The sequence below is a fragment of the Pseudomonas sp. WS 5059 genome, assembly GCF_012985525.1.
In the GTDB taxonomy this organism is placed as follows: domain Bacteria; phylum Pseudomonadota; class Gammaproteobacteria; order Pseudomonadales; family Pseudomonadaceae; genus Aquipseudomonas.
Genome location: NZ_JAAQWO010000001.1, coordinates 1 through 26,059, shown reverse-complemented (window position 1 = coordinate 26,059; position 26,059 = coordinate 1). Strand labels below are relative to the sequence as shown.

Annotated in this window: 23 protein-coding genes; 14 read left to right on the top strand and 9 right to left on the bottom strand. The window is 63.4% G+C overall.

Annotated elements, in window-relative coordinates:
* Positions 1-6: 6 nt before the first annotated feature.
* Positions 7-795 (top strand): AraC family transcriptional regulator, encoded by a 789-nt coding sequence (locus HBO12_RS00115; RefSeq protein WP_170041015.1) that lies wholly within the window; start codon positions 7-9, stop codon positions 793-795.
* 982 nt (positions 796-1,777) lie between these two features.
* Here the strand turns inward: HBO12_RS00115 and HBO12_RS00110 are convergent.
* The gene (locus HBO12_RS00110) at positions 1,778-2,770 is read right to left on the bottom strand and encodes a LacI family DNA-binding transcriptional regulator (protein WP_262376857.1); all 993 of its coding nucleotides are present in this window, start codon (positions 2,768-2,770) and stop codon (positions 1,778-1,780) included.
* 248 nt (positions 2,771-3,018) lie between these two features.
* On the opposite strand from HBO12_RS00110, the gene HBO12_RS00105 reads away from it, so the two are divergent.
* On the top strand, positions 3,019-4,350 hold the full coding sequence (locus HBO12_RS00105; protein ID WP_169957254.1) for an MFS transporter: 1,332 nt from the start codon (positions 3,019-3,021) through the stop codon (positions 4,348-4,350).
* A 13-nt stretch (positions 4,351-4,363) separates the two neighbouring features.
* Positions 4,364-5,719, top strand: coding sequence for an amidase (locus HBO12_RS00100; protein ID WP_170041014.1), 1,356 nt, complete (start codon positions 4,364-4,366; stop codon positions 5,717-5,719).
* Between the two features lie 43 nt (positions 5,720-5,762).
* Here the strand turns inward: HBO12_RS00100 and HBO12_RS00095 are convergent, their stop codons facing one another.
* The 7 genes from HBO12_RS00095 to HBO12_RS00065 form a co-directional block, all read right to left on the bottom strand.
* Positions 5,763-6,998, bottom strand: a complete 1,236-nt coding sequence (locus HBO12_RS00095; RefSeq protein ID WP_170041013.1) for an allantoate amidohydrolase — start codon at positions 6,996-6,998, stop codon at positions 5,763-5,765.
* Positions 6,995-7,486, bottom strand: coding sequence for an L-2-amino-thiazoline-4-carboxylic acid hydrolase (locus HBO12_RS00090; RefSeq protein WP_057438692.1), 492 nt, complete (start codon positions 7,484-7,486; stop codon positions 6,995-6,997). Before HBO12_RS00090 ends, HBO12_RS00095 begins: the two co-directional genes overlap by 4 nt.
* A gap of 135 nt (positions 7,487-7,621) precedes the next feature.
* A complete protein-coding gene (locus tag HBO12_RS00085) occupies positions 7,622-8,761 on the bottom strand; it encodes a branched-chain amino acid ABC transporter substrate-binding protein (protein WP_169957250.1) in 1,140 nt (379 codons plus the stop codon).
* Between the two features lie 83 nt (positions 8,762-8,844).
* Positions 8,845-9,561, bottom strand: a complete 717-nt coding sequence (locus HBO12_RS00080) for an ABC transporter ATP-binding protein (RefSeq protein WP_057438694.1) — start codon at positions 9,559-9,561, stop codon at positions 8,845-8,847.
* Complete coding sequence (locus tag HBO12_RS00075; RefSeq protein ID WP_099168260.1) at positions 9,554-10,327, bottom strand: ABC transporter ATP-binding protein; 774 nt, start codon at positions 10,325-10,327, stop codon at positions 9,554-9,556. The genes HBO12_RS00080 and HBO12_RS00075 overlap by 8 nt, the downstream gene beginning before the upstream one ends.
* Entirely contained in the window at positions 10,324-11,424 is a 1,101-nt protein-coding gene (locus tag HBO12_RS00070; RefSeq protein WP_169957247.1) for an ABC transporter permease subunit, read from the bottom strand. The genes HBO12_RS00075 and HBO12_RS00070 overlap by 4 nt, the downstream gene beginning before the upstream one ends.
* Positions 11,421-12,368 carry a branched-chain amino acid ABC transporter permease gene (locus HBO12_RS00065; RefSeq protein WP_170041592.1) on the bottom strand — a complete coding sequence of 316 codons (948 nt, stop codon included), beginning with the start codon at positions 12,366-12,368 and terminating at the stop codon, positions 11,421-11,423. The genes HBO12_RS00070 and HBO12_RS00065 overlap by 4 nt, the downstream gene beginning before the upstream one ends.
* Positions 12,369-12,575: 207 nt before the next feature.
* Between HBO12_RS00065 and HBO12_RS00060 the strand changes: the two genes are divergently transcribed.
* Together HBO12_RS00060 and HBO12_RS00055 are read left to right on the top strand one after the other, a co-directional pair.
* Positions 12,576-13,481 carry a LysR substrate-binding domain-containing protein gene (locus HBO12_RS00060; RefSeq protein ID WP_169957245.1) on the top strand — a complete coding sequence of 302 codons (906 nt, stop codon included), beginning with the start codon at positions 12,576-12,578 and terminating at the stop codon, positions 13,479-13,481.
* Between the two features lie 123 nt (positions 13,482-13,604).
* The gene (locus HBO12_RS00055) at positions 13,605-14,033 is read left to right on the top strand and encodes a hypothetical protein (RefSeq protein WP_170041012.1); all 429 of its coding nucleotides are present in this window, start codon (positions 13,605-13,607) and stop codon (positions 14,031-14,033) included.
* A gap of 87 nt (positions 14,034-14,120) precedes the next feature.
* Here HBO12_RS00055 and HBO12_RS00050 read toward each other — a convergent pair whose 3' ends face one another.
* Positions 14,121-14,588 (bottom strand): Lrp/AsnC ligand binding domain-containing protein, encoded by a 468-nt coding sequence (locus HBO12_RS00050; RefSeq protein ID WP_169957257.1) that lies wholly within the window; start codon positions 14,586-14,588, stop codon positions 14,121-14,123.
* A gap of 161 nt (positions 14,589-14,749) precedes the next feature.
* Between HBO12_RS00050 and HBO12_RS00045 the strand changes: the two genes are divergently transcribed.
* From HBO12_RS00045 to HBO12_RS00005, 9 genes are all read left to right on the top strand, one after another.
* Positions 14,750-16,570, top strand: coding sequence for a tyrosinase family protein (locus HBO12_RS00045; RefSeq protein WP_170041011.1), 1,821 nt, complete (start codon positions 14,750-14,752; stop codon positions 16,568-16,570).
* Positions 16,567-18,300 (top strand): hypothetical protein, encoded by a 1,734-nt coding sequence (locus tag HBO12_RS00040; RefSeq protein WP_169957241.1) that lies wholly within the window; start codon positions 16,567-16,569, stop codon positions 18,298-18,300. Before HBO12_RS00045 ends, HBO12_RS00040 begins: the two co-directional genes overlap by 4 nt.
* A gap of 157 nt (positions 18,301-18,457) precedes the next feature.
* Positions 18,458-20,056, top strand: a complete 1,599-nt coding sequence (locus tag HBO12_RS00035) for a hypothetical protein (RefSeq protein WP_170041010.1) — start codon at positions 18,458-18,460, stop codon at positions 20,054-20,056.
* Positions 20,053-20,874 carry a hypothetical protein gene (locus HBO12_RS00030; RefSeq protein ID WP_169957359.1) on the top strand — a complete coding sequence of 274 codons (822 nt, stop codon included), beginning with the start codon at positions 20,053-20,055 and terminating at the stop codon, positions 20,872-20,874. The genes HBO12_RS00035 and HBO12_RS00030 overlap by 4 nt, the downstream gene beginning before the upstream one ends.
* Positions 20,875-21,001: 127 nt before the next feature.
* Positions 21,002-21,721: a response regulator transcription factor gene (locus tag HBO12_RS00025; RefSeq protein ID WP_170041009.1), complete on the top strand. Its 720-nt coding sequence runs from the start codon at positions 21,002-21,004 to the stop codon at positions 21,719-21,721.
* On the top strand, positions 21,718-23,058 hold the full coding sequence (locus HBO12_RS00020) for a sensor histidine kinase (protein ID WP_170041008.1): 1,341 nt from the start codon (positions 21,718-21,720) through the stop codon (positions 23,056-23,058). Before HBO12_RS00025 ends, HBO12_RS00020 begins: the two co-directional genes overlap by 4 nt.
* Positions 23,059-23,243: 185 nt before the next feature.
* Positions 23,244-23,531: a DUF3649 domain-containing protein gene (locus tag HBO12_RS00015; RefSeq protein WP_169957354.1), complete on the top strand. Its 288-nt coding sequence runs from the start codon at positions 23,244-23,246 to the stop codon at positions 23,529-23,531.
* Positions 23,528-25,066, top strand: a complete 1,539-nt coding sequence (locus tag HBO12_RS00010; RefSeq protein WP_170041007.1) for a PepSY-associated TM helix domain-containing protein — start codon at positions 23,528-23,530, stop codon at positions 25,064-25,066. Before HBO12_RS00015 ends, HBO12_RS00010 begins: the two co-directional genes overlap by 4 nt.
* 1 nt (position 25,067) lies before the next feature.
* A complete protein-coding gene (locus tag HBO12_RS00005; protein WP_170041006.1) occupies positions 25,068-25,337 on the top strand; it encodes a DUF3325 domain-containing protein in 270 nt (89 codons plus the stop codon).
* Positions 25,338-26,059: the final 722 nt, after the last annotated feature.

Here is a 26,059-nt window from a genome sequence, read left to right as displayed (position 1 = left end):
CAGTAAATGCCGCCTAAAGGACATGAAAAGGCTGTTCGCCGCAGCATCCCCGGGCTCGCCAGCCTGCCGCGCCCGGTGTATGGCCGCACCGAATCCCTGCCCAACCGCGCCCTGACCCGCCGCCATAGCCATCCGTGGGTGCAGTTGTCGTATGCGATTTGCGGGGTGCTGGAAATCCAGACCAGCGCCGGACGCTTCGTCGCGCCGCCGCAACGGGCGGTATGGATCCCGGCGGGAATGCCCCATCGGGTGTTCAGTTCGCCACACACCGAAATGCGTAGCCTGTACCTGGACTGCAGCGTAACGACCTGGGCGCCGGGACACTGCCAGGTACTGGCGGTGAGCGACCTGTTGCGCGAGTTGATCCGCCGTTTCAGCGAACTGCCGGTGGAATATGCCGAAGATGGCCCGGATGGGCGCCTGGCCCAGGTGCTGCTCGACCAATTGGCCGCCGCGCCCCAGGTCGACCTGATGCTGCCGCTGCCGGTGGACAGCCGTCTGCGGCAGATCTACCGCAGCTTGCGCCTGCACCCGGAACAGGCGACCACGCTGGGGCAGTGGAGCCAGAAACTGGGGGTCAGTGAAAAAACCTTGAGCCGGTTGTTCTTGAGCGATACCGGCCTGACCTACCGCGCCTGGCGCCAGCGGCTGCGACTGCTCGGCGCCCTGCCCGACCTGGAACGCGGGGAGCGGGTGACGGATGTGGCGCTGGGCTGTGGCTATGAGTCGGTTTCGGCGTTTATCGCAGCGTTTCGCCAGCAGTTTGCTGCGACGCCGGGGGAGTTTTTTCGCTGACTGGATTGACCCGGCCCTGTGGGAGCGGGCTTGCCCGCGATAGCGGTGTGTCAGGCGATAAATCCCGTGACTGACACCCCGCAATTGCGGCATAGGTATCTACACAACTCTCGTCTGGGGTTGTGTACATATCCGCTGCTGCGGTCACGGCGGCTATTGGTTCCGCCCTTACGGCGGGTCACTTTTGGAAAAGAGCCCCAAAAGTAACCAAAAGGGCTCCTGCCCCACCACTCGGCACCTCGCCCAGGCTCGGTGTGCCCGTCATCCGACATTGATTTGGGGGGCCGCCGCGATGGGCCATCCATGGCCCAGCGCGGCTAAACCGGCGTCCTGCCGGTTTACCCCCCAAATCAATATCGGATGACGGCCAGCGTGGTTTAACGGGGCGCCTAAGATCAAAATCACAAGCAAAGCGAGGCGGCCTGACAGCCGACCTGATCGTCAAGGCGTACGCGTACCCTTGTAGGAGCGGGCTTGCCCGCGATGGTCGTTAACGATGACGAATGAATACCAGATACTCTGATGTGTTCTTTCGGGCGTCATCGCAGGCAAGCCAGCTCCTACAGGGGAATGCAGCTTCGCGCTCTGGTTCTGCTGTTGCTCTGCTTTTGATCTGGCTTTTGATCTTAGGCGCCCCGTTAAACCACGATGGCCGCAGGCAGGTATTGCGCAGTGGGCACCCCGGCATGGATGCCGGGGTAGCCGCGACACGGCCATGGATGGCCGATCGCGGCGGGCCCACGGAGCAATGCCTGACTGCGGGCATGCCGAGCCTAGGCGAGGCACCGAGTGGTGGGGCAAAAGCGCTTTGGTTACTTTCGCGCTTTTCGAAAGTGACCCGCCGTAAGGGCGGAACCCTAAGTGGCCATTACCGCAGCAACGGATATGTACACAACCCCAGACGAGAGCTGTGTAGATACCTATGCCGCGATCGCGGGCAAGCCAGCTCCCACATGTTCGACCGCCACTGACCCGCCCTCAGTCAGCGCAACAAAGACGAACTCGCCCGCACCTGCAACTGCGGCGCCACCATGATCGACTCGACAGCCTCGCCCTCGATGCGTTTGAGCAACAGCTCAACCGCATGGCGGCCCATCTCTGCCAGCGGCAGGCGCACGCTGGTCAGGGGGACCATCAACTCATTGGCCAGCGGTATGTCGTTGAAGCCCACCACCGCAATGTCCTTGCCCGGCATCAGGCCCTTGTCCCGTGCGGCGCCCATCAGGCCGATGGCCAGGAAGTCATTGACCGCGAAAAACGCCTGGGGCCGTGGGTTGAGCCCCAACAGGTATTCGCCCTGGCGGTGCCCGGTGAGGCTGTCAAAAGGACCATTGAGCGTCCACTCCGGGCGCAGGGTGATGCCCTGCTCACGGTAATAGCGGGTAAACCCACGGGTGCGATCCGCGCCGGTGGAGGCATGCCGTTCACCCGCCAGGATCGCCACATCGCGACAGCCCAACTGGTACAAGTGCTCGGCCGCCAGCCAGCCGCCCAGTTCATCGTCGCTGCACGCCGCCAGATGCCCGGCAATCTGCCGGCTGACCAGCACGTAGGGGATGTGCTTGCGCGTCAACAGGTCGAGTAGCGGCTGGCTTTCGCCCACATGGGAGTCGCCGACGATCAACCCCGCCACCGAACGGCGCAGGGCGTGCTCGGCCCGCGCCATCTGGCGAGGTTGCTGGTCGTCGGTATTGGAAACGAACGTCAGGTAGCCGGCCTGCTCGGCCGCACTGTCGATGCTGTCATAAATGGTTGCCATCACCAGGTCAGTGAGCCTTGGCATGAGCACACAGATTTCCTGGCTTTTGCGCAACTTCAGGCTCGATGCCTGGGTGTTCGGCCGGTAATCGAGCTCTTTGGCCAATGCACGAATGCGCGCCACCACTTCGGCCGAGGCCGCTCGCTCGACCCCCGCCGGGTCGCCATTGAGTACCCGGGACACCGTGGAAACATGCACGCCAAGTGCAGTCGCCATGGACTTCAAGGTGGCTGGGCGAGAGGGGCTCGGCATAGTGGTGGGGCTTCCGACTGTCTGATATTTAGCGCGCAGAGTCTACCCGAACGGGCGTGTCGCAGCCGCAGATAAATCTTTACCCAAACGTTTGACTAAAAATTTTCAGCGCCTTACATTTCGCCAACCCAAACGTTTGGGTAAACAATAAAAATACGCCGGACGCGGCCGACTTTTTGACTTCTGCCATCATTTTGAAGAGTCAGATCCCTATGAATAGCCCCGCTATCCCGTCTTTCCGCTACCAGATTTTCTTCCTGATCATGCTGATGGCATTGCTCAACTACATCGACCGAGGCGCGATTGCCTATGCCTCGGCGAGCATTCTTCCCGAGTACGGTTTCGACAAGGCCGACTGGGGCAACGTGCTGGGTTACTTCGGTTACGGCTACATCCTGGGGGCACTGGTCGGCGGCATTCTGGCCGACCGTTTTGGTGCCAGGCGCATCTGGCTGATCGCCGGTGCCACGTGGTCGATCTTCGAGATTGCCACGGCATTTGCCGGCGATTTCGGACTGGCGTTCCTCGGTGGCTCGGCCATGGCCGGCTTCGCCACCATCCGTGTGATGTTCGGGTTTGCCGAAGGTCCGGCGTACTCCGTGATCAACAAGAGCGTGGCCAACTGGGCCACGCCCAAGGAGCGCGGTTTTGTGGTGTCGGTGGGCCTGCTGAGCACCCCACTGGGTGCACTGCTGACCGCACCAGTGGCCGTGGGCCTGCAAACCCTGACCGGCAGCTGGCGCAGCATGTTCGTGGTGCTGGGCGTGGCCAGCCTGGCGCTGCTGATCTATTTCATGACCCGCTTCACCAACACCCCGGATGAAAACCCGCGCGTGTCCAAGGCCGAACTCGACTTTTTGCGTAAAGAGCGCGCCGAAGCCGCTAACGCATCGACCCCCACCACCAGCGTTGCGCCGGTCTGGCACTTCTTCAAGAACAAGGACCTGTTGCTCAACGCCGTCGGTTACTTCTCGTTTGTGTACGTGACCTTCCTGCTGCTGACCTGGACCCCCAAGTACCTGCAGGATGAGTTCCACTACAACCTGTCGTCGCTGTGGTACATGGGCATGATCCCGTGGACCGGCGCCTGCTTCACCGTACTGCTGGGCGGCAAAATATCGGACCTGCTGCTGCGCCGCACCGGCAACCTGAAAGTCGCCCGCAGTTGGCTGGCAGCAACCTGCCTGCTGCTGACCACCTTGTGCTTCATCATGGTGTCCCAGGCCCAGACCGTGTGGGGCGTGATAGCCCTGATGACGCTGGCCAACGCGCTCAACGCCCTGCCCAACTCCGTGTACTGGGCCGTGGTGATCGACACTGCGCCGTCCAATCGGGTGGGTGCCTACAGCGGCATGACGCACTTTATTGCCAACACCGCGTCGTTCATCGCCCCGATGCTCACCGGCTACCTGACCGTTCGTTACGGCTACTCGTCGATGTTCGTGGCTGCCGCAGTGGCCACGGCGCTGGGCATGAGCGCCATGCTGATGGTGCGCCCAGGTGGCCGCCAGGTCGCCGCACCCTCTATACCCGCCGCTGTTTGATGGAGTTGTTTACATGAGCCTGGTGAAGCCTGCCCACGCTGGATATTTCTTTGGCCTGTCGATCGTCACGCTGGCCGCGCGCCTGCGTGCCGGCAGCGTGACCAGTGTCGAGTTGACGCAAGCGGCCCTGGACAGCATCGAGCGTTTGAATCCGCTATTGAATGCGTTCGTGCAAGTCGATGCCTGCGTCGCCCTGGCCCAGGCGCGCAAGGCCGACGCGCTGTTGGCCCAGGGCCTGGACCTGGGCCCGCTGCACGGCATACCGGTCGCGGTCAAAGACAACATCGACACGTTTGACTACATCACCACCTACGGCTCCGCGCATTTCGACGGTTGCCTGCCGCAGCGCGATGCGCTGTGCGTGCAACGTGTGCGCGAGGCCGGGGCGGTGATTGTCGGCAAGACCTTGACCCACGAATTCGCCTACGGCCCGACCGGCGACCGCTCGTTGCAGGGCGCCGCACGCAACCCGTGGGATGCCCGTTGCATCACGGGCGGCTCCAGCGCCGGCAGTGCGGCGGCGGTAGCCAGCGGCATGGTACCGCTGGCCCTGGGTACCGACACCGGCGGCTCGATCCGCATCCCTTCGGCCTTGTGCGGCGCGGTCGGCTTCAAGCCTTCGTTTGCCTGCGTGCCGGTGGACGGCGTGTTCCCGCTGGCCTCGAGCCTCGACCATGTCGGCCCCATCGCCAATCACGTCGAAGATGCGCGCCTGCTGTTCGAGGTGCTCGCCGCCCGCCCGTGTGCGCCTGCGGCCACTGCGCAGCCGCTGCGGGTTGGCTGGCTCACCTGTGGCAGCTTCGGCCCGGTGGATGCCGACGTGAATCAGCAGGTGTACCAGGCGGCGCAGCAGCTGTTTGGCGACACGCTTGAGCACACCGACGCGCTGCAAAAAATGGCGCCGGGCATGAAGGACACCCTGCTGACCCTGCAACGTGCCGAGGCCTTCGAGGTACATGCCGAGCGCATGCAGGATGCGCCGCACAAGTTTGACCAGGAGGTACGCGAGCGCCTCGAGGTGTCGAGGGACGTCAAAGGCTGGCAATACATTCGCGCACAGGCAAGCCAGGCGCAGTACCAAGCGGCGATGGCGCGTTTGTTCGAACACTATGACTTGCTGGTGTCGCCCAGCGTGCCGATTACCGCCACCGAGGTGAATGCGCGCGAAGTGCGGGTGGGCGAACAGGAGATTGACGTACGCGCCGCCGTGCTCAGCCATACCAGTGCCTGGAACCTCACCGGTCTCCCCGCGATCAGCCTGCCGGTGGGGCACGTGAGGGGCATGCCGGTGGGGTTGCAGGTGATAGGCGCAGCCGGCACGGATGATCGGCTGTTGCAAGTGATGAGCAGGCTGTTTGTGCGGGGGTAAGGGCAACACCGCACAGACAGCTCCCACCAGGGATGACTTCAGCCTATTCGCCTGACGAAGCCAGAATCGCCTGCAACAACACATCCGCCCCCGCTGTGGACCAGTGCGGGTGGATTTCTTCCGCCTCGTTATGGCTCAAGCCATCCACGCACGGCACAAAGATCATCGCCGTCGGCGCGACCTGGTTCAGGTAGCAGGCATCATGCCCTGCCCCGGAAATCATGCGCCGATGGCTATAACCCAGGGCCTGCGCCGCAGCCTGCACCACGTCCACGCAGTCTTTGTCGAAGGCAATCGGTGCGTACTGGAAGATCTGCTTGACGCTGGCCTGCAAGCCAATACCCTCGGCGATCCGTGCCACCGCTTCGTGCAGTTGCTGGTCCTGCACGGCCAGCACCGCTTCATCGGGATGGCGGAACTCGACGCTGAAAAACACCCGTCCCGGCACCACATTGCGCGAGTTGGGGAAGATATTGGCCATGCCCACCGTCGCCCGCCCTTCGGCGCCTTGGGCCAGGCCGATCTGGTTGACCGCCTCCACCACCCGGGCAAAGCCCAGCAGTGCATCCAGGCGGTGATCCATGGGCGTGGTGCCGGCATGGGCGCTGCGCCCGCAAAGCTCGACTTCATACCAGCGCTGGCCCTGGGCGCCGGTGACCACGCCGATGGTCAGGTCCTGGGCCTCAAGGATCGGGCCCTGCTCGATATGCAGCTCATACGCCGCATGCACCGCCTGGCCACCCACCGGATGCGGGCCGGCGTAGCCGATCTGTTGCAGCGCCTGGCCAATGGTCACGCCGGCCTTGTCTTCGCGGGACAAGCCGTATTCCAGGTCGAACACCCCGGCATACACCCCCGAGGAAATCATCGCCGGGGCAAAACGCGAGCCTTCTTCGTTGGTCCAGTTGACCACCTCGATCGGCCGGTCGGTCTCGATGCCCAGGTCGTTCAAGGTGCGCAGCACTTCCAGGCCGGCGAGTACGCCGTAGATGCCATCGAACTTGCCGCCTGCTGGCTGCGAGTCACCGTGGGAGCCGGTCAGCACCGGGGCCAGGTGGTCATGGCGGCCGGCGCGGCGGGCGAAGATGTTGCCCATGGCGTCCACGCGGATGCTGCACCCGGCCGCCGTGCACCAGGCCACGAACAGGTCGCGCCCGCGCCGGTCTTCGTCGGTCAGGGCCAGGCGCGACACGCCGCCCTTGGGCGTGCCGCCGATCTGCGCCATTTCCATCAGCGAGTCCCACAGGCGCTCGCCGTTGACCCGCGCCAGGGCGCTCACGAGCGCGGCTCCCGAGGCTTGGCGTGGTAGCGGAAGTCACAGCTTGGCGCGCCGCCCATGATGGTCTGGGTGCGCGTCAATTCAATATTGGGGTTGTAGCCGACGATAAACAGTTCGTCGCGGTTGCACGACAACAGGTGGCCGATCTCGCCCAGGCCCATCTCGTGGTACATCTCGGCGTAGCGGCAACGCTTGACGTCGTAGTCGTAATGCTCGGCGTCGCTGGCGATGATCTCGACTTTCAGCGCGTCGTCTTTTTCCCACAGCACTTGCAGCTCAACGAAGCTCTTGAGGTCGGCGCCCTGCTCTTCCTGGGCAGCAAAATGCTTGCCGGCCTGGATCGCGGCATTGCCCACCGCCTCGCCAATCACCGCGGCGGCAAAGGCCTTGCCCTGCTCGCGCACGAGGATTTCGTAGATCGGCTTGATGATCTCGGCTTCGATACGCCGGCGGGCCAGGATGCCCAGTTCACCTTCGAGTTTGCTCATTGCGTGCCTCATTCAAATGGCTGCGAAGCCCCCTGTAGGAGCTGGCTTGCCAGCGATGCGGTGCACTCGGTGTTTCAGGTCTACCGAGGCGATACCATCGCTGGCAAGCCAGCTCCTACATGGGGAGCTGACGCGTTACTTTTTACCGCCAGCCACGCTCACCGGTTGCCATTGATTGGCCTTGACCTGGTAAACGGTGAACGACGGGTTCTGTAGATTGCCCTGGGCATCGAACGCTATGGTCCCGGTCACGCCTGGATAGCTGATGGCGCGCAGCACGGGCAGGTACTTCTGCGGATCGGTGGAGTTGGCCTGCTCGATAGCGGCGATCAGCACGCCCACGCCGTCATAGGCGAAGGGTGCGTGCAGCTCGATGTTGCTCTTGAAGCGCGCCTTGTAGGCCTCTTCGAAGGCCTTGCCACCCGGCATCTGCGCCACGGCCAGGCCCGGCTCCAGGGCGATCACGCCCTCGCCTTCGTTCTGTGCCAGTTGCAGGAAGGTCTGGCTGACAAAGCCGCCCGCGCCCATCAACGGCGCCTTGATCCCCAACTGCTTGATGCGTCGGGCCAGCGGTGCAGCCTGGGAGTCGACGCCACCGAAGAAGATCAGGTCCGGGTTCTGCCCGCGAATATTGGTCAGCACCGCACTGAAATCGATGGTCTTGTCGTCCACGTATTCGCGGGCAACCACCTTGGCGCCACCGGCCTCGATGGATTTGACGAACTGGTCCGCCAGGCCCTGGCCGAACGCGGTGCGGTCGTCGATCACGGCGATGCGCTGCGCCTTGAGGGTCTTGAGCGCGTAGTCGCCGGCGACCTGGCCGCCGTCATCGTCATGGCCCATGATCCGGAAGCTGGTGTCGAAACCTTGCTGGGTGTAGGCGTGACCGGTGGCGACCGGTGCGACCTGGGCAATCCCGGCGTCATGGTAGACCCGCGCGGCGGGGATGCTGGTGCCGGTGTTCCAGTGGCCGACCACGCCGACCACGCCTTCGTCCACCAGGCGCTGGGCCACGGTGACGGCGGTGCGTGGGTCGGACTGATCATCCTCGGAAACCAGCTTGAACGTCACGGCCTGGCCGTTGATTTTCAAGTGCTTGGCGTTGGCCTGGTCAATGGCCAGTTGCGCACCGTTTTCCAGGTCTTTGCCGATCCGCGCCGACGGGCCGGTCAGCGGCCCGGCCAGGCCGATCAGGACCGTCTGGTCGGCCTGGGCCACACCGCTCAGGGCCAGGCTCAACAGCAGTACGCGTTTGAAGGGGGCAGTCTTGTTCATCAGTTTTTCCTGTTTCTCATCAGGCCCTCATGGCCTGTGGGGTGGGCGAAACACGCCGGGCGTCCGGTGGCGTTTGTCATGGGTTATTCACCGAGGTAGGCACTGCGCACCTCGGGGTGGTCGAGCAATTGCGCGCTGGCGCCGCTGAGGCTGATGCGCCCGGTGTCCATCACGTAGGCGCGGTCAGTCACTTGCAGCGCAAGGCGCGCATTCTGCTCCACCAGCAGCAGGGTCATGCCCTGGCGGCACACATCATCAATCACCTGGAACAGCTTTTCGACCATGATCGGCGCCAGGCCCATGGAGGGCTCATCAAGCACCAGCAACCGCGGCTTGGACAGCAGCGCACGGGCCAGGGCGAGCATCTGCTGCTCGCCGCCGGAGAGCAGGCCGGCCGATTGCTGCAAGCGCTCTTCCAGGCGTGGGAAATGCTCGAACAACTGGCGGATTTCCAGGTTCACCTGGTGCGGGTCGCGGCGCAGGAACGCCCCGGCTTGGAGGTTTTCCAGCACGCTCATGCGCGCAAAAATGCCGCGCCCTTCGGGCACCATGGCGATGCCCAGGGTCAGGCGCTCATGGGGCGCCAGGCTGAGGATCGAGCGGCCGGCAAAGCGGATCTGCCCCGCAGCGGCCGGCAGCAACCCGGTCAGGGCCTTGAGGCTGGAGCTCTTGCCGGCGCCATTGGCGCCGATCAACGTCACCCGTTCGCCTTCATTAATATGCAGGTCCAGGGACTTGACCGCCTCGATGGCGCCGTAGCGCACCTTCAGGCCGTCAATCTGCAACAACGCTTCAGACATGGGCGCCGGCTCCCAGGTAGGCCTGGATCACTTGCGGGTGGCGGCGCACTTCGGCCGGCGCGCCCACGGCGATCACGCGGCCGTAGTCCAGCACGCTGATGCGGTCGCACACGCCCATTACCAGCTTCACGTCATGCTCAATCAGCAGCAGGGTGTGGCCGTCATCGCGGATCTTTTCCAGCAGGCTGCGCAGTTGCACTTTCTCGCTGGCATTCATCCCGGCGGCCGGCTCGTCGAGGGCCAGCAGGCGCGGTTCGGTGGCCAGGGCGCGGGCAATTTCCAGGCGCCGCTGGTGGCCGTAGGAGAGGCTGTCGGCACGGTAGTGGGCAAACCCGGCGAGGCCGACATAGGCCAGCAGGCGGTGGGCGTGGGCGCGGGTCTGCGCTTCTTCCTCGCGCCCGCGCGAGTGCCCGCTCAAGGCCGCCCACACGCCGTTATGGGTGCGCACGTGGCGCCCGACCATGACGTTTTCCAGGGCGCTCATGGCGTTGAACAGGCGGATGTTCTGGAACGTGCGCGCAATGCCGGCACGGGCCACCTGGTGCACCGCCGTGGGCTGGTACTCCTCGCCGTCGAGCTGGAAGCGCCCGGAATCCGGGGTGTACAGCCCCGTCATCACATTGAAGAAGGTGGTCTTGCCGGCGCCATTGGGCCCGATCAGGCCGTAGATTTCCCCGGCCTCGATACTCAAGCTCACGTCATCGAGCGCAGCCACGCCGCCAAACTGTTTATTGACCTTCTCGATCTGCAATAACGGATGGTTCAAGGTGCACCTCCTGTGCGGCTCGGCCAGAGGCCGGCGGGTCGATACAGCATCGCCAGAATCAGCGCCAGGCCGTAGAACAGCTGGCGGATAATCTCCGGGTCCACCAGCACTTGGCCAAACAGCGCCTGCTGCAAGGGGCCCATACTGGCGCGCAACGCTTCGGGCAGGGCGGCGAGCAACACGCAGCCCAGAATCACCCCGGGGATATGCCCCATGCCGCCGAGCACCACCATGGCCAGCACGGCGATGGACTCATTGAGGGTGAAGGATTCGGGTGAAACAAAGCCCTGGAATGAGGCAAACAGCGCCCCGCTGATCCCGCCGAACGCCGCGCCGATGGCAAATGCCAGCAGCTTCAGGCGCAGGGTGTTCAGGCCCATGGCCTGGGCCGCCTCTTCGTCCTCGCGGATCGCCATCCAGGCGCGGCCGATACGCGAGCGCTGAAGGCGGATGCAGGCAAACAGGATCAGCACCACCAGTGCGGCGAACAGGTAGTAATAGAGGTAGACCGAGGGCAAGCGCAGGCCGAACAGTTCCTGGGTACGCCCCAGGTTGACCCCCAGCAGCGTCACCGGATCGACCTGGGCGATGCCCTTGGGGCCGTTGGTGAGGTTCACCGGGCGGTCGAGGTTGCGCAGCAGGATGCGGATGATTTCGCCAAAGCCCAGGGTGACGATGGCCAGGTAATCGCCGCGCAGGCGCAGGGTCGGCGCCCCCAGAATCACCCCGAACCCCGCCGCCAGCAGCGCCGCCAGCGGCAAAATCAGCCAGATCGAGGTGTGCATGCCCTGCGGCATCAGCGCCAGCAAGGCCGGGAACTGTTGCAACAAATGGGGCGATGACAGCAAGGCCGCCAGGTAGGCGCCCACCGCGTAGAACGCGATAAAGCCCATGTCCAGCAGGCCGGCATAGCCCACCACGATGTTCAGGCCCAGGGCCAACATGATGTACAGCAGGGCAAAGTCCAGGGTGCGCACCCAGGTATTGCCGCCGGCATGCCCGACAATCCACGGGGCCAATACCAGGGCCAGGGCGAACAGCAACAGCCCAAGGCTGGCGCGTTTGCTCGAAGGGCTCACAGCGGTTGCCAGGCTCATGCGCGGGTCGCCAGTCGTTCGCCCAACAACCCCTGGGGCCGGAACACCAGCACCGCGATCAACACGATGAAGGCGAACACGTCCTGGTAGTTGCTGCCGAACACGCCGTTGGTGGCGGCCCCCAGGTACCCGGTGCCGAGGGCTTCGATCAGCCCCAGCAGCAGGCCGCCGAGCATCGCGCCCTTGAGGTTGCCGATGCCGCCCAGCACCGCCGCGGTAAACGCCTTGATGCCGGGCAAAAAGCCCATATAAAAATGCGCGCTGCCATAGTTGCTGGCCATCATGATGCCCGCCAGCGCGGCCAGGGCGCCGCCGATGGCGAAGGTCATGACGATGATGCGGTTGGGGTTGATGCCCATCAGGCTCGCCACTTGCGGGTTCTCGGCCACGGCGCGCATGGCCCGGCCAAAACGCGTGCGCTCGACCAGCAGCAACAGCCCGACCATCAGGCTCAAGGCCACGCCAATGGTGGTCAGGGCGGTGGCATTGGTCACGGCGGCGTGGGTGGCATCGCCGGCCAGCACTTCGATGGGCTCCAGGGGCAGCAATTGCGGGAACATCTGCGGGTTACGGGTCCAGACCAGCATCGCCACGGTTTGCAACAACAGCGACACGCCGATACCACTGATCAATGGCGCCAGGCGCGGGGCGTTACGCAAGCGCCGGTAGGCCACGCGCTCGATCACCACCGCCAGCACCGCACAGAAAGCCATGGCGATCATTGCCGCCACCAGCAGCAACAGCACCGGCGGCATATCCGGCCAGGCCGCCTGCAACACCCGGATCACCGACAGGCCCACCAGCGCGCCGATCATCAACACATCGCCGTGGGCGAAGTTGATGATCCGCAAAATGCCGTAGACCATGGTGTAACCCAAGGCCACTAAGGCGTAGAGACTGCCCGACAGCAAGCCGTTGAGCAGTTGCTGGATAAACGCATCCATGAGAACCATCAACTCCATACACAGAAAACATCGGTGCCAGGGCGCACCGACTAAAAGTCCGAGCGCGGAACACTAGTTATTTATTCTGTTTTTATCAAATATCTGAAAGGAATATGTTTATACCCAATACCAAACGCCCTATATGCGGCACATTTTCCCCACTGATGCCGCTTTATTTATCTTTTTACTTGGTATTTAATTCAACACATGAATAATTTAGAACAGTTAGCCAACGATCCACCCTTGCGTGCCGTGCGCACGTTCGAAGCCTTTGCCCGCCATGGTGGGGTGAATGCCGCCGCCCGCGAACTGGGGGTGTCGCCCTCGGCTGTCAGCCATCAGTTGCACTTGCTCGAAAGCTTCCTGCAACAGCCCCTGACCCTGCGCCAGGGCCGCAACCTGGGGTTGACCGACGAAGGCCGCGAGTACTACCGGGCGATTCGCTCGGCATTCGCGGTGCTGCGCAGTGCCACCGAGCACGTGCGGGAAAAAAGCGCGACGCGCCAGGTCACCATCAGCCTGATCCCGATGTTCGCGACCCACCTGTTCATCCCGCGCCTGCCGCAGTTTTTGAGCGCCAACCCGGCGCTGGATATCAACATCACCTACGCCAACCACCGCAGCTACCCCAGCGATGCCGCCGACCTGTCGATCCGCTTCGGCACCGGGCACTGGCCGGGGTATCACAGCGAGCCACTGATCAGCGGCGCGGTCACGCCGTTCTGCAGCCGCGAGTTCCTCCAGCGCCACGGCCCCATCGCCACGCCGCAAGCCCTCAGCGAACTGCCACTGCTGCACGACGAAGAGCGTGGTACCTGGGGCCAATGGTTCGACGCGGCCCAGGTGCCGCACACCCACTCGCACAATGGCCTGCTGCTGGAGGACGGCCAGTTGACCCTGGTCGCCACCCTCACCGGCCTGGGCTGCTCGCTGTTGCGTGCGCCGTTGGTGGCGCCGCTGGTGGCCAGGGGGGAACTGGTGCAACTGTTTGACGTGCAGGCAGATGACGGGCGCCAGTACTACCTGTGCCGCCGGGCCAACAGCGAGCTGTCGAGCGAAGGCAACAACCTGTACGACTGGATCAAGGGCCGCCTGGGCCACAGCCCCGTGTAGGAACAGTGGTTAACGATGCCGCGGCGTGCCCTCTCAGGGTCTTCGCCGGCAAGCCGGCTCCTACAGATGGGGTATGATGCCGCGCTTTGAAGAACCAGCTGTAGACCTGCGAGGAAACGCACCTTGAGTAACGATGCAAAAATGACCGGCGACCTGTTCGAAGTAGACAAGCGCCTGTCGCTCAAGCCTGTGGTGGATTTCAATAGCTACCTGCAGGCGGCCTTCGGCGATGGCCCTTGCACCTGTGTGCGCTGTGTTGCCAGTGCGGGTGACGAGAAAGGTTACGAGTGTCAGCACAGCTTCAACTTCCTGGGCCAGGTGGCCCACCGGCGCTTTGCGTTGACCGCTGGCAGCGATGTGCTACAGATGCTGAAAAAGGCCTGGCTGTCGTACACCAAGGCCGAGCTGCCTGGCAGTGGCGACTTGGCACTGGAAACGGTCAAGGAGTTCGTCGAGCCGCAGTTGCACAAGCGCTTGCTGCCGCTGTTGCTGGCCAGTGGGTTGGTCAAGGATGTCGAGGGTGGGTTGCAGCTTCAGGCTGTGGCGGCCTGATAGACAACCGGATCATTACAGCGAACGCATCACCCTGTGGGAGCAAGCCCGCTCCCACATTTTCAATGAGCTGCGTCTCATGGGCGTCTACAGATGTTGCACGCCCTGCAACGGCAACTCATAAGACTTCTTCACGGTGCGCACCACCAACGTCGAAGAATACGTACGAATCGGAATATCCCGGTAAGTGTCGAGAAACCGATAGATGTATTCGGTGTACTCCGTGGCATCGCGAAACTTGGCCACCATCACAAAATCAAACTCTCCGGTCATCAGGTAGCAGTCCTGGATCTCCGGGTGATTGGCCAGGATGTGCTGCATCTTGCGATCAATGTCGTTGCTGTCTTTGTCGAGCTTGATCAAAAAGAACGCGGTGACCTGGATCCCCAGCTTTTTTTCATCCAGCACCGCGACTTTCGCCTTGATGATGCCCACGCTCTCCAGGCGCCGGATGCGCCGGTAACAACTGGTCGAGGACAGCCCCACGCTGTCGCTGAGCAGGTCCAGGCTTTGGGTGCAGTCTTTCTGCAACTTGCCGAGAATTTTCAAATCCATGGCGTCTGTCATTATTTCCACTTCTTCCTTGAGAAAACTGCAATGAATCCGCCGTAAAAGCGGGCCAATTTGCACAATTCTCTGCACAGTGGCCCGTTACTATCAAATCCAGCTTAGCAGCCCCGGCAGATCCAGCATGGGGGCTGCATGAGAGGGATCTTATGATAGTCGCGAAACCGACATGGACCGCTGATATCCAAGGGCTTTTCACCGCGCCTTACTGGATCCCGGCGGCAGATCGCGCCAACGTCGCAGGCTCGTGGGTGCGCTGCATGAATGCCTACGATGTGTTCCTGCAAGACCCCGATTCGGTCAAGACCTGGTCCGAAACTATCTACCAGCACCTGGCGTCGCGCAATATGCCGCTGACCCTGGATGACCGGCAGTTCTGGCCTATCGACGCCCTGGAAACCTTCCGGTTGTGGGTCAACCAGGGCTGGCGCCTGAACAGCTTTTCGCCGTTCGATATCGCCGAGCGCATCCCGCCTCCAGACCTGCCGCACCCGGTCAAGCGCGTGCGCCAGGACATCCGCGCATTGAGCCAGGAACAGCTGGACCTGTACCGCGCACGGCTCGACGACGTGATGCAGATCGGCAATCCGGACAGTGGCTCACCCTGGCAGCGCTATGCCTATATCCACACCAACTGGTGCCTGCATTACCAGGAAGCCTTTGCCCTGTGGCATCGCGCTTACCTGCTGTACCTGGAAGCCTTGATTGACTATCCGATCCCCTACTGGGACTGGATGGCCGAGGACGCCAGTGTCGACGGCAGCCCCCAGGCCGGCCTGCCCCAGGCCTTTCTCGATGAGACCTATGTGCACCCGCACAGCGGCGAGGTGCGGCGCAACCCGTTGCGGTATGCGGCGGCCAAGGATGGCCGCTCGAAAGTCTGCGCCTCGGGCAATGTCGAGGGGGTGGACTGCGGCTTCGTGCAACGCAACCCGCTGTTCTACACCCAGGGCGACCAACAGCGGTTCAAACGTACCCAGCTGTACGGCATGAGCCGGATTTTCCAGCAGCAGGTGGTGGACGCCTTGAAATTCAAGACCTTCAGCCAGCCCCAGGGCGTGCCGGGGTATCCCTGGGCCAATATCACCGTGTTTGATCCACCGCAAAAGGACGCGCTGTACCCCAACCGCACGCTGAATTTCGATGGCCTGTACGAACAGCCCCACGACAACTATCACGGCTGGATCGGCGGCGATATGGCCGACAACGCCTACACCGCGTTTGACCCGCTGTTCTGCTCCTATCACGCCAATATCGACCGCGTGCTGGAGATCTGGATCCGCGCCAACCCGGCGGCGCAATACACCACCCAATGCCTGCTCCAGCCGTTTGCCGGCAGCCAGGCCGACGCGGTCACGTTCACCAGTGCCGATGCCTGGCGCTACACCACCCTGGGCGATATGGCCCAGGACAGCCGGCACATCGGCTACGACTACGCCACCCCGGTGGCGCCGCCGTTCGGCGCCCGCCGCGCCAGCGCCAGTGCGTGCTGCCCCCACAGTGCCGCGCCGGTCCAGGAGCAGGCCCAGGCCAGCGGCCCATGGGTGGTGTTCGACCATGTGCGCTGCACCCATGACACCTATTTGATCGACGTGTTCCTCAACCAGCCCGACGCCACGCCCCAGCAGGTCAACGCGGATAACCCGCACTACGTCGGGCGCTTCAGCCGCATCGGCATGGGGCTGGTGGATGACAAGGGGCGCTGCATCACCCACGGCGTCTGCCGCGCACTGAATGCGGCGCGCAGTGCCACGGCGTTGCACCTGGGCCCCACGGACGCCGTGCAGTTGAGCCTGCTGGTCACCCATCTCGATAGTGGCCGGGTATTGGCGCCGCAAGAGTACGCGCCGCTGCCTGGCTTTATCGCCCAACTGGTGTGGGACGACCCGCGCCAGACCGTTGCCGACCCTCCCCCGAGTGCCGGTTGCTGCGCAGCTTCTACCCCCACACCCCATGGAGATCTGTCATGAGCACGCCGTTCAAGCAATTCACCTCCCCCGCTGGGCAAGCACCAAAGGACTACAACAAGCTGGGCCTGGAAAACCAGTTGCCGCAATTTGAAACCGACTGGAACAACGACGTCACCGGCTGGACCGAAGCGGCGATCATCGGCAACCCGTGGTCGGGCCTCAACGACGCGCCGCGCTCGGGCTATTACAACCCGCTGGTCGAGGGCTATGGCGACGTCACCCCGCCGGCAATCACCTGGCAACCCTTCCCTAACCGGCTGTGGACGTTTTTCTACAACAACGGCACGGCCGTGATTCCGCAACTGGGCGGCAAGGCCATGACCCTGCAACAGGTCATGGAACTGACCGACAACGGCCAGATCACCCTCAACAACACCCTCTACACCCTGTACGACCCGGACAAGAAAGGCACCCTGCTACAACTGCCGGTGACCCGTTGCCCGAGTATCGACTGGAACGGCAAGTACAAGGATTTCTCGCCCTCCGGCCCACGGGGCTGGCTGGACGAATACTGCGAGTGGTCGATTGTGCGCGATACCAACGGCAAGATGCGCAAGATCACCTTCACCAGCGAAAACCCGGCGTACTTCCTGGCCATGTGGCGCATCGATCCGAATGCAGTGCTGGGGCTGTATCGCGACTACATCGACCCGAACGTGCAACTGCAAGACCTGTACCTGCGCTACACCGCCAACTGCCCGACCGGCAATGCCGGTGACCCGGTGATCGACCCGACCACGGGCCTGCCGGCCTACGACACCGTCAACAAATGGAACGCCGGCACCGCCTGTACCCCCGGCCAGTTCGGCGGCGCAATGCACCTGACCTCCGGCCCCAACACCCTCAGCGCCGAGGTGTACCTGGCGGCAGCGGCCACGATCATGCGGCCCCTGAAAAGCAGCCAGAACCCCCAGTCACTGATCTGCTGCGCGCAGTATGGGCAGAACTATCGCAACTCCGACCCGCATATCGGCTTTGCGGCCAATGAGGCGGCCATCAGCAGCCGTATTTCCCTGACCAACCCCATCGCCCTGTACCTGCAACAACCCACCAACTTCAGTGCCTGGAAAGGCCCGCAGGGGCAGGATGTGAGCCAGTACTGGCGCATCACCCGTGGTACCGCCAAATCGGCGATCAACGGCTCCGACCAGATCCTCCAGGCGGTGTTCGAGGTCCCGCAAAGCGCGGGGTTCTCGATCAATGACATCACCATCAACGGCCAGGCCGTGGACTATGTGTGGGTGATTGCCCAGCAACTGCTGGTGGGCCTGAGTGTGACCGCCACCCCAAGCACCACGGCGCCGCCGTCCCCTTGCGTGCAGGACCGGGTCAATGGCCTGCAACCCTGGCCGGTGCAGCTGTTGCCGCTGGACCTGTTCTACGGCCAGTCGCCCACCGACCTGCCGGCCTGGCTGGCCCCAGGCAGCAGCGGGCAGTTCGCGCTGGTGGTGCAAGGCGCCGACCTCAAGACCACCGCCGCCACTGCACGGATCCAGTTCAGCAACCCCGGGGTGACCGCGCAGGTCACGAAGTTTTTGCCCGATGCCTCGGCCATTCCCGGCCAGACCAATGCGGGCGGTACCCAGGGTTACATCATGACCATCAGCGTCGCGAAAAACGCGGCGCCGGGGCTGGTGACGGTCCGCGCGCTCAACCCGGGCGAAGCGGATAACGTCAGCGCGGCGGACCACCCATGGGAATCCGGGCTGGCGCTGGTGCCATCCCTTTAAGGGCAAACACCCCCCCCTGTGGGAGCTGGCTTGCCAGCGAGAATCCTCAACGATAACGCGGGGTATCTGATGCCCAGTGGTGCTCTCAGGTTTTTCGCCGGCAAGCCGGCTCCTACAGAACGGCTAGAAGCTTCACCTTCATGCAAGGAGCGCGATGATGTACAGATTTCGCTTACGTGGTCTGCTGCTGGTCAGCACGCTGCTGTCGCTGTTTCTCCTGCCCACGGCCCAGGCATCGGATGCCGATACCTGCGTCCAGCAGCAGTTGGTGTTCGACCCCAACAGCGGCGGTTTTCTACCCGTCAACAATTTCAACACCACTGGCCAGAGCTTCATGAACTGTTTTGGCTGGCAGCTGTTTATTGCCCTGAACTGGCCCGTGGATCCCGGATGGCCAGCCAATGCAGCCCTCGCGGGCGAGCCGAACCGCAAGATCAGCATGGCGCAATTTGGCGTGCCCCAGGTCGCCGGGCAACCCATGACCACCGCGCCGGTGTGGGCAAGCTTTAAAGACGCTAACGATATATTCCTGCCCGGCGCCCGACCGCCCACAGGCTGGGGCGTGCAGACATTGGTGCCGTCCAATTGCAGCAGCGAGGGCAGCCTCAAAGCGCTGTCGGTAGGCGCGCGCAAATTCATGAACGCCACCTCGGAAAGCGCGACCAACGCCAAGCATCGCTTCCACTTGTCCAGCGGCACCCTGGCGTCGATTCCCGACCCGATCATGGAGGCCGCCGGTGGCTGGCTGACGGACCAGACCGGCAACCTGGTGTATTTCGAACGCAAGGTGGGCAAGGCCGAGTTTGACTACATCGTCGACAACGGGTTGTACGATGCGGCCAATCAACTGGCCGTGGCACAGAACAGCGATGGCAAGCACCCTGCAGGCCTGTCGCTGCCGGCCGGCGAGTTGATGCGTTCGATGCCGGCCAAGCCGCTTCCCCAGGAACAATTGGGCGCCCTGGAACTCAAGGCCGCCTGGCGCATCCTCACCGGCAAGCCCCAGCTCTACGGGCGCTACCTGACCACCGTGGCCTGGCTCAAGAACCCCGCCACCCTGCAATGCACCCAACAGGTGGTAGGCCTGGTGGGCCTGCATATCATCAACAAGACCCAGAGTTCACCGAACTTCATCTGGACCACCTTCGAGCAAGTGGACAACGTACAGGAACCGGGGCAAAACCCGGCGCAACAGACACCGCCCGACGGCTATACCTTCTACAACCCCGATTGCAGCGGTGGCCCTGACGTGTGCACGCCGAACGTAGCCCGTATCCAGTGCAAGCAGCACCACCCTGATCGCGAATGCACCGAGCCCTATCCCCGCAACCAACCGGTGCAGACCACCCGCGAACACCCCTTGCCTTCGGACATGCAAGCGCTCAACGGCGCGGTGCAGGCCAGCTTCGCCCAGCAGACCAGCGGCCAGTCGGTGTTCCAGTACTACAAGCTGGTCAATGTGCTGTGGATCACCGCCCCGACACCGCCGGACCCCGAGCCGGGCGCCGGCGCAAAGGTGCCCCTGTCCTATGGACCCTTTATCAGCGATAGCAACGTACCGGTGGCCAATACCACCATGGAGACCTACGTCCAGGGCCTGAACTGCAATGACTGCCATCAAAAGGCAACGATTGCCGGCGACCCGAGCCTGGCCTCGGACTTTTCGTTCCTGTTCAACAACGCCGATTCGGCCAAGCAAAAAAGCCTGATCAAGCGCGTGCATGCCTTCGAAACCCTCAAGGACGGTCAACCATGAAACGCTCCCTCGCCACTCTCCTGCTCGCATTATCGATGGCCCTGGCCCCCCTAGCCCTGGCCCATTCGCCCCATGAACTGCATGCAGTCAGCAACGGCGCCGATGCCGATGCACCGGGCAACCACGGCATGTTCATGGTCGGCTCGCAGACCCTGTTTTTGGTGCACATGCCGATGTTCACCACGGAAAAGCACATGTACCAGATCGTCCTGCAGGCCAGCCTGCCCGCCGACGTGATGGCCAAATACCAGGCGCTGCGCGCGGCCAACCCGAGCAAGCCGTATAACCTGATCAATGTCGATAACGACACCTTCACCCTGCCCCAGCTCAAGGCCGGTGAGGTGACCACGTTCAAGGCAACGATCTTTGACGGCTACTCCAATGATGGCGGCGGCACACCGGGGCCGGTGTTGTTTGACAACGTGCCGGTGACGGTCGAAGCGGTGGTGATCTACCGGCCGTTCAACCTGGGCATCGACCGCCCCAAACAGCTGGTCTACACCTTGTTTGGCCGGGGCAATGAGGCGCACTTGACGCACTACATCGCCCAGGATCCGGACTTCCAGGAAATCATTACCCTACCTGGGCCACCAGCACCGTTTTCGGCGGCGCAGTTGGTGTCTACGGTGGATTTGAATTTCACCACCGTGCAATCGTTGCCGATCGTATGCCAGTCGCCGCTCAAGCCGGGGGTTTATCCAACATTGCTGGAGGGGCGTGCGGATGCGCCGGTGGCCCTGGATCTGGGACCGGCGGCGCAGCGCGTGTGGTATTCGACGGGCAATCTGTTGAACAAGACAGATCCTTGTCAGCGTTAGGCGGTGCCATTGCCCTGCATACGGCCGTTTTCTCCAAATGCAGCAATAATCCGCAATCGATAGGAATGTGGCGGGAGATTTGCCAGAATGCGCGACTTAGAAACATTCGCATTCGCAGGAAATTCCCATGCACGCCCACCCTTCGCTCCCCGCTGCGCGTCGCATCCTCGCCGTCGAGGATGACCCGGTGCTCGCCGCCCACCTGGACAGCCACCTGGGCCAACGTGGCTTCGATGTCACGTTGCGCCAGGACGGTGGCGAGATCGTCGAGTTGGTGCGCGCCCAACCTTTCGACCTGATCCTGATGGATATCATGCTGCCGGGCAGCAGCGGCCTGGAGGTGCTCGCGCAACTGCGCCGGCATCAACGGGTGCCGGTGATCCTGATGTCGGCCCTCGGTGCCGAGCAGGACCGCATCACCGGGTTCAGCCAGGGCGCCGACGATTACCTGCCCAAGCCGTTCAGCATGCTGGAGATGGATGTGCGCATCGACGCGATCCTGCGCCGGGTGGCCTATGAACATGAGGTGCCCGGCACGGCGCGCAATGAGGACCCGCAACTGACATTCGACGAACAACGCACCGATGTCAGTCTCAATGAGCAGTGGGCCGACCTGACCACCACCGAGTATCGGGTGCTGGAAACCCTGGTGGCCCATGTCGATGAGGTGCTGACCAAGGCGTTTCTGTACCAGCAGGTCATGCACCGTGCCTATTCCAGGCATGATCGCAGCCTGGACATGCATGTCAGCCGCATCCGGCGCAAGTTGCAGGCCATCGGCTACTCCGCCGGGCGCGTGGAGACGGTCAGGAGCACCGGCTACATGCTGACCCGGCTGCAAGCATGAGGCTGCCCAACCGCCATTCGCTGTTGTGGAAACTGATCGGCTTGCTGGCGGTACTGTGCCTGTTGGTGGTCAGCCTGCAAGTGGATGTGAGCCAGCGTATCTATGAAGCCACCGCGCGCCTGCCCACCCCCACCCGCTACATCCTCGGCGAATACGCGCGCCAGGCCGAAATGGCCTGGCGCGAGCGCGGTGCGGCAGGGGTCGATGAGTTCCTCAAAAGCCTGCGTGCCCAGGAGCAGGTGTGGGCGGTGGTGGTGGACGACCACCATTCGCTGTCCTCCCAGGCCTTGACCACGGTCGAACGGCGCAAGCTGGACTTTGTGCGCCAGATCGACTGGCCCGTGGGCCGCCCTGGTGGCCGGCCAACGTTTTACATGCCGTTCAGCGACGGCGCAGCCCGCCTGGTCATGGAGTTGCCGCTGCACCTGGACCCGCGCCAGGGCCGTGGCCTGTGGGACATTTTGCTGCGCCAGGTGCTGCCGACAGGCCTGGCGTTGTTGTTTGGCGTGCTGTTGTACCGGGTGCTGATTTCACCGCTGGTGATCCTGCGGCGCCAGGCCAATGCCCTGAGCGCCGGTGACCTGGCCTCGCGGGTCGGGCCGCAGGTGACGCGCCGCCGCGATGAATTGGGTGAGTTGGCCCGGGCCTTCGACCATATGGCCGAGCGCCTGGAAAGCACGGTGGTGCTGCAACGGCGCTTGCTGCGGGACTTGTCCCACGAACTGCGCACGCCCTTGAGCCGGCTGCGGGTGGCCGGTGAGCGCGAGCCTGATCCAGGCGCCCTGCGCCAGCGCCTGGAGCGCGAAGTGCAAGGTATGGAACGCTTGATCGGCAGCACCCTGGAGCTGGTCTGGCTGGATACCGAACGCCCATCCATGCCCGTGGAAGCGGTCGAGATGGAGCCTTTGTGGGACCTGCTGCGCGAAGACGCCTGCTTTGAAAGCGGCTGGCCCAGCGAACGCCTGCCCTGCGAACTGCCCGCAGGCGTCTGGGTGCTGGGCAACCTCAATGGCCTGGCCCAGGCCCTGGAAAATATCCTGCGCAATGCCATCCGCCATTCCCCCGACCACGGTGTGGTGCGCTTGACCGGTGTGCTTGAGGGCGATTTCTGGCACCTGTGCCTCCAGGACCAGGGCCCGGGGATCGAGCCCGACAAGCTGGAACAGATCTTCCTGCCCTTCACCCGCCTCAATGCCGCCCGCCCGGGTGGTGACGGTTATGGCCTGGGCTTGTCGATTGCCCGCAGCATCGTGCAGTTGCAAGGTGGCCAGCTGTGGGCACAGAACACCACGCCCGGCCTGTGCCTGCATCTGCGACTCAAAGTGTATAAGTTGTAAATTGCGTTTACTCTCATATGAGAATCACTAGCATTCGAGTCAACCCTATGCATGGTCGCCCTCTGTAGGAGCCGGCTTGCCGCCGATGGCGGCTGATAAGTCAGCACAAGGCTCAAAGGCCTGATCGCCGGCAAGCCGGCTCCTACAGGGGATATTCGTTGCTGACCTGATTCTGATGAGTCCCCATGAAAAGCAAATCCCCTGCCTGGCCGACACTCTCGCGGATGGTCGCCGCGCTGATCGGCGGCTACCTGTTTACCTATGCGTTTACCGCCGCCCTGGCGCGCCTGTTGCCCATGGACAAGGTGGATGCCCTGGTGGTCGCCAGCCTGCCCTCGTTCCTGATCTACACCCTGGCGATCCTCTGGGCCTTCGCCTGCCGCAACGCCTGGCGCGCGTGGGCCGGCATGGCCCTGGCACTGCCCTTGGCCGCCATCGGCTTCTGGCCCCAATGGCGTGAGGTACTGGGATGAAACACAAGACCCTGACCCAGGCCATGGCCTGGCTGCATACCTGGAGCGGGCTGGTGTTCGGCTGGCTGCTGTTTGCGATCTTCCTCACCGGCACCCTGGCGGTGTTCGACAAGGAAATCGACGGCTGGATGCGCCCGGAAATCCCCACCTCCACCCTGTCGCAAAGCGCTGCTGCGCAACAGGCCCTCGGCTATCTGGCGCGCCAGCATCCCGAGGCGCGCACCTGGAACATCGGCCTGCCCGGCGAACGCTCCGACACCCTGACCGTATCGGCCGGCGAACAACGGCGTGGCGGCGGCACCGCGCTCGACCCGCACACCGGCGAGCCGCTGGCCGTGCGCGAAACCGCTGGGGGCGGGTTCTTCTTCCGCTTCCACTTCACCCTCAACCTGCCGCGCGAACTGGGGATCTGGACGGTCGGCCTGGCTGCAATCGCGATGCTGGTGGCATTGCTCAGCGGAATCGTGATCCACAAGAAATTCTTCAAGGAATTCTTCACCTTCCGCCCGGCCAAGGGCCAGCGTTCATGGCTGGATGCGCACAACGCCACTGCAGTGCTGGTGTTGCCCTTTCACTTGATGATTACCTACACCGGGCTGGTGATTTTCTACCTGATCTACATGCCGGCGGCGGTGGACGCGCTGTTTGACGGCGACCGCGACAACCTCTTCCGCGCCTTGCGTGGCGCGCCCGCCGAGCAACAGGTACGCGGCGAACGCCCCAAGCACAGCGAGGCCGCCGAACTGACAGCGCTTGGCCCGGTGCTGGCCGAGGCCGAGCGCGCCATGGGGCCGGTGTCCAGCTTGTCGATCCACAATCCCGGACGCAGCGACGCACGGATCGAGGCGCGCCCGGTGCTGGGCAACCGCATCGAGCTGACCAAGGGCCAGAGCATGCTGTTTGACGGGGTCAGCGGTGAAGTCCTGCGCCAGCCGGCGGTCAGTCGGCCCAGCCTGCTGACCCAAAAGGTCATGGCCGGCCTGCACTTTGCGCAGTTTGGCGGCTACTCCATGCGCTGGTTGTACTTTGTCTGCGGCCTGGCCAGTTGCGCGATGCTGGCGACCGGCGTGGTGCTGTTTACCGTCAAGCGCCGCCGGCGCCACGATGGCGAAGGCGCGGTCGGCGCCCTGCTCTACCACATCGCCGAGCGGCTGAATGTGGCGGTGGTGGCCGGGCTGATGGTGGCGTGCGTGGCCTTGCTATGGGCCAACCGCTTGCTGCCGGTGGAACTGGCCCAACGCGGTGGCTGGGAGGTGCGGGTGTTTTTCCTGGTGTGGTTGCTGAGTCTGGGCCACGCGATTGTCCGCCCCTGGCGCAGTGCCTGGCGCGAGCAACTGGGCCTGGCCGCGGCCCTGTGTATCACTCTGCCGGCCCTGAATCTGCTGGGGCAAAGCCTGGGTGATTACGTCTACCTGGAATTGACCACCGTGGGCCTCGGCCTGCTGCTGGCCTGGCCGTGCTGGAAGCTGTACCAGGCGCCCAAGGAACGCAGCGCACGGCGCGTGGCCAAGCACGCCGTGGCGCAGGTCAATTGAGATGGTGTTGATAGTCGCGTTATTACTGGCCTGCGCGGGGATGGTGGGGTTGTGCCTTGGGTTGGAGCGCCATTACCAGCAACTCATGCGGCGCCTGCCCTCGCCGATGCTGCGACGTGGCCTGCGAGTGCTGGGCTGGGGGATGCTGGCGGCGAGTCTTGCCGTCAGCGTACTGGGTTGGGGCTGGGCCATGGGACCGGTGGCGTGGTTCGGCTTGATTTCGCTGGCGGGGCTCGGCGTGGTGTTTCTGTTGCCGTATAGCACCCGTTGATTACCCAAAAAAACTTGTGGGGGCTGGGTTTGGGTACATATCCGTTGCTGCGGTCATGGCCACTTAGGGTTCCGCCCTTACGGCGGGTCACTTTCGAAGAGCGCGAAAGTAACCAAAGCGCTTTTGCCCCACCACTCGGTGCCTCGCCTAGGCTCGGCATGCCCGCAGTCAGGCATTGCTCCGTGGGCCCCCCGCGATCGGCCATCGTGGTTTGACGGGGCACCCAAGATCAAAAGCCAGATCAAAAGCAGAGCAACAGCAACAGTAGAACCAGAGCGCGAAGCTGCATTCCCCTGTAGGAGCTGGCTTGCCTGCGATGACGCCCGAAAGAACACATCAGAGTATCTGGTATTCATTCGTCATCGTTAACGACCATCGCGGGCAAGCCCGCTCCTACAGGGGTACGCGTACGCTTCGATGATCAGGTCGGCTGTCAGGCCGCCTCGCTTAGCTTGTGAAGGCGCCCCGTTAAACCACGCTGGCCGTCATCCGATATTGATTTGGGGGGGTAACCCGGCAGGACGCCGGGTTAGCCGCGCTGGGCCAGGGATGGCCCAGCGCGGCGGCCCCCCAAATCAATGTCGGATGACGGGCACACCGAGCCTAGGCGAGGTGCCGAGTGGTGGGGCAAGAGCCCTTTTGGTTACTTTTGGGCTTTTCCAAAGTGAGCCGCCGTAAGGGCGGAACCCTAAGTGGCCATGACCGCAGCAACGGATATGTAC

What these genes read in the sequence shown, in the direction of transcription:
- HBO12_RS00115 (WP_170041015.1), top strand. Translation starts at nt 7, where the DNA reads ATGCCGCCTAAAGGACATGAAAAGGCTGTTCGCCGCAGCATCCCCGGG.
- HBO12_RS00110 (WP_262376857.1), bottom strand. Translation starts at nt 2,770, where the DNA reads ATGGCGACTGCACTTGGCGTGCATGTTTCCACGGTGTCCCGGGTACTC.
- HBO12_RS00105 (WP_169957254.1), top strand. Translation starts at nt 3,019, where the DNA reads ATGAATAGCCCCGCTATCCCGTCTTTCCGCTACCAGATTTTCTTCCTG.
- HBO12_RS00100 (WP_170041014.1), top strand. Translation starts at nt 4,364, where the DNA reads ATGAGCCTGGTGAAGCCTGCCCACGCTGGATATTTCTTTGGCCTGTCG.
- HBO12_RS00090 (WP_057438692.1), bottom strand. Translation starts at nt 7,486, where the DNA reads ATGAGCAAACTCGAAGGTGAACTGGGCATCCTGGCCCGCCGGCGTATC.
- HBO12_RS00085 (WP_169957250.1), bottom strand. Translation starts at nt 8,761, where the DNA reads ATGAACAAGACTGCCCCCTTCAAACGCGTACTGCTGTTGAGCCTGGCC.
- HBO12_RS00080 (WP_057438694.1), bottom strand. Translation starts at nt 9,561, where the DNA reads ATGTCTGAAGCGTTGTTGCAGATTGACGGCCTGAAGGTGCGCTACGGC.
- HBO12_RS00070 (WP_169957247.1), bottom strand. Translation starts at nt 11,424, where the DNA reads ATGAGCCTGGCAACCGCTGTGAGCCCTTCGAGCAAACGCGCCAGCCTT.
- HBO12_RS00065 (WP_170041592.1), bottom strand. Translation starts at nt 12,368, where the DNA reads ATGGATGCGTTTATCCAGCAACTGCTCAACGGCTTGCTGTCGGGCAGT.
- HBO12_RS00060 (WP_169957245.1), top strand. Translation starts at nt 12,576, where the DNA reads ATGAATAATTTAGAACAGTTAGCCAACGATCCACCCTTGCGTGCCGTG.
- HBO12_RS00050 (WP_169957257.1), bottom strand. Translation starts at nt 14,588, where the DNA reads ATGGATTTGAAAATTCTCGGCAAGTTGCAGAAAGACTGCACCCAAAGC.
- HBO12_RS00045 (WP_170041011.1), top strand. Translation starts at nt 14,750, where the DNA reads ATGATAGTCGCGAAACCGACATGGACCGCTGATATCCAAGGGCTTTTC.
- HBO12_RS00040 (WP_169957241.1), top strand. Translation starts at nt 16,567, where the DNA reads ATGAGCACGCCGTTCAAGCAATTCACCTCCCCCGCTGGGCAAGCACCA.
- HBO12_RS00035 (WP_170041010.1), top strand. Translation starts at nt 18,458, where the DNA reads ATGTACAGATTTCGCTTACGTGGTCTGCTGCTGGTCAGCACGCTGCTG.
- HBO12_RS00030 (WP_169957359.1), top strand. Translation starts at nt 20,053, where the DNA reads ATGAAACGCTCCCTCGCCACTCTCCTGCTCGCATTATCGATGGCCCTG.
- HBO12_RS00025 (WP_170041009.1), top strand. Translation starts at nt 21,002, where the DNA reads ATGCACGCCCACCCTTCGCTCCCCGCTGCGCGTCGCATCCTCGCCGTC.
- HBO12_RS00020 (WP_170041008.1), top strand. Translation starts at nt 21,718, where the DNA reads ATGAGGCTGCCCAACCGCCATTCGCTGTTGTGGAAACTGATCGGCTTG.
- HBO12_RS00015 (WP_169957354.1), top strand. Translation starts at nt 23,244, where the DNA reads ATGAAAAGCAAATCCCCTGCCTGGCCGACACTCTCGCGGATGGTCGCC.
- HBO12_RS00010 (WP_170041007.1), top strand. Translation starts at nt 23,528, where the DNA reads ATGAAACACAAGACCCTGACCCAGGCCATGGCCTGGCTGCATACCTGG.
- HBO12_RS00005 (WP_170041006.1), top strand. Translation starts at nt 25,068, where the DNA reads ATGGTGTTGATAGTCGCGTTATTACTGGCCTGCGCGGGGATGGTGGGG.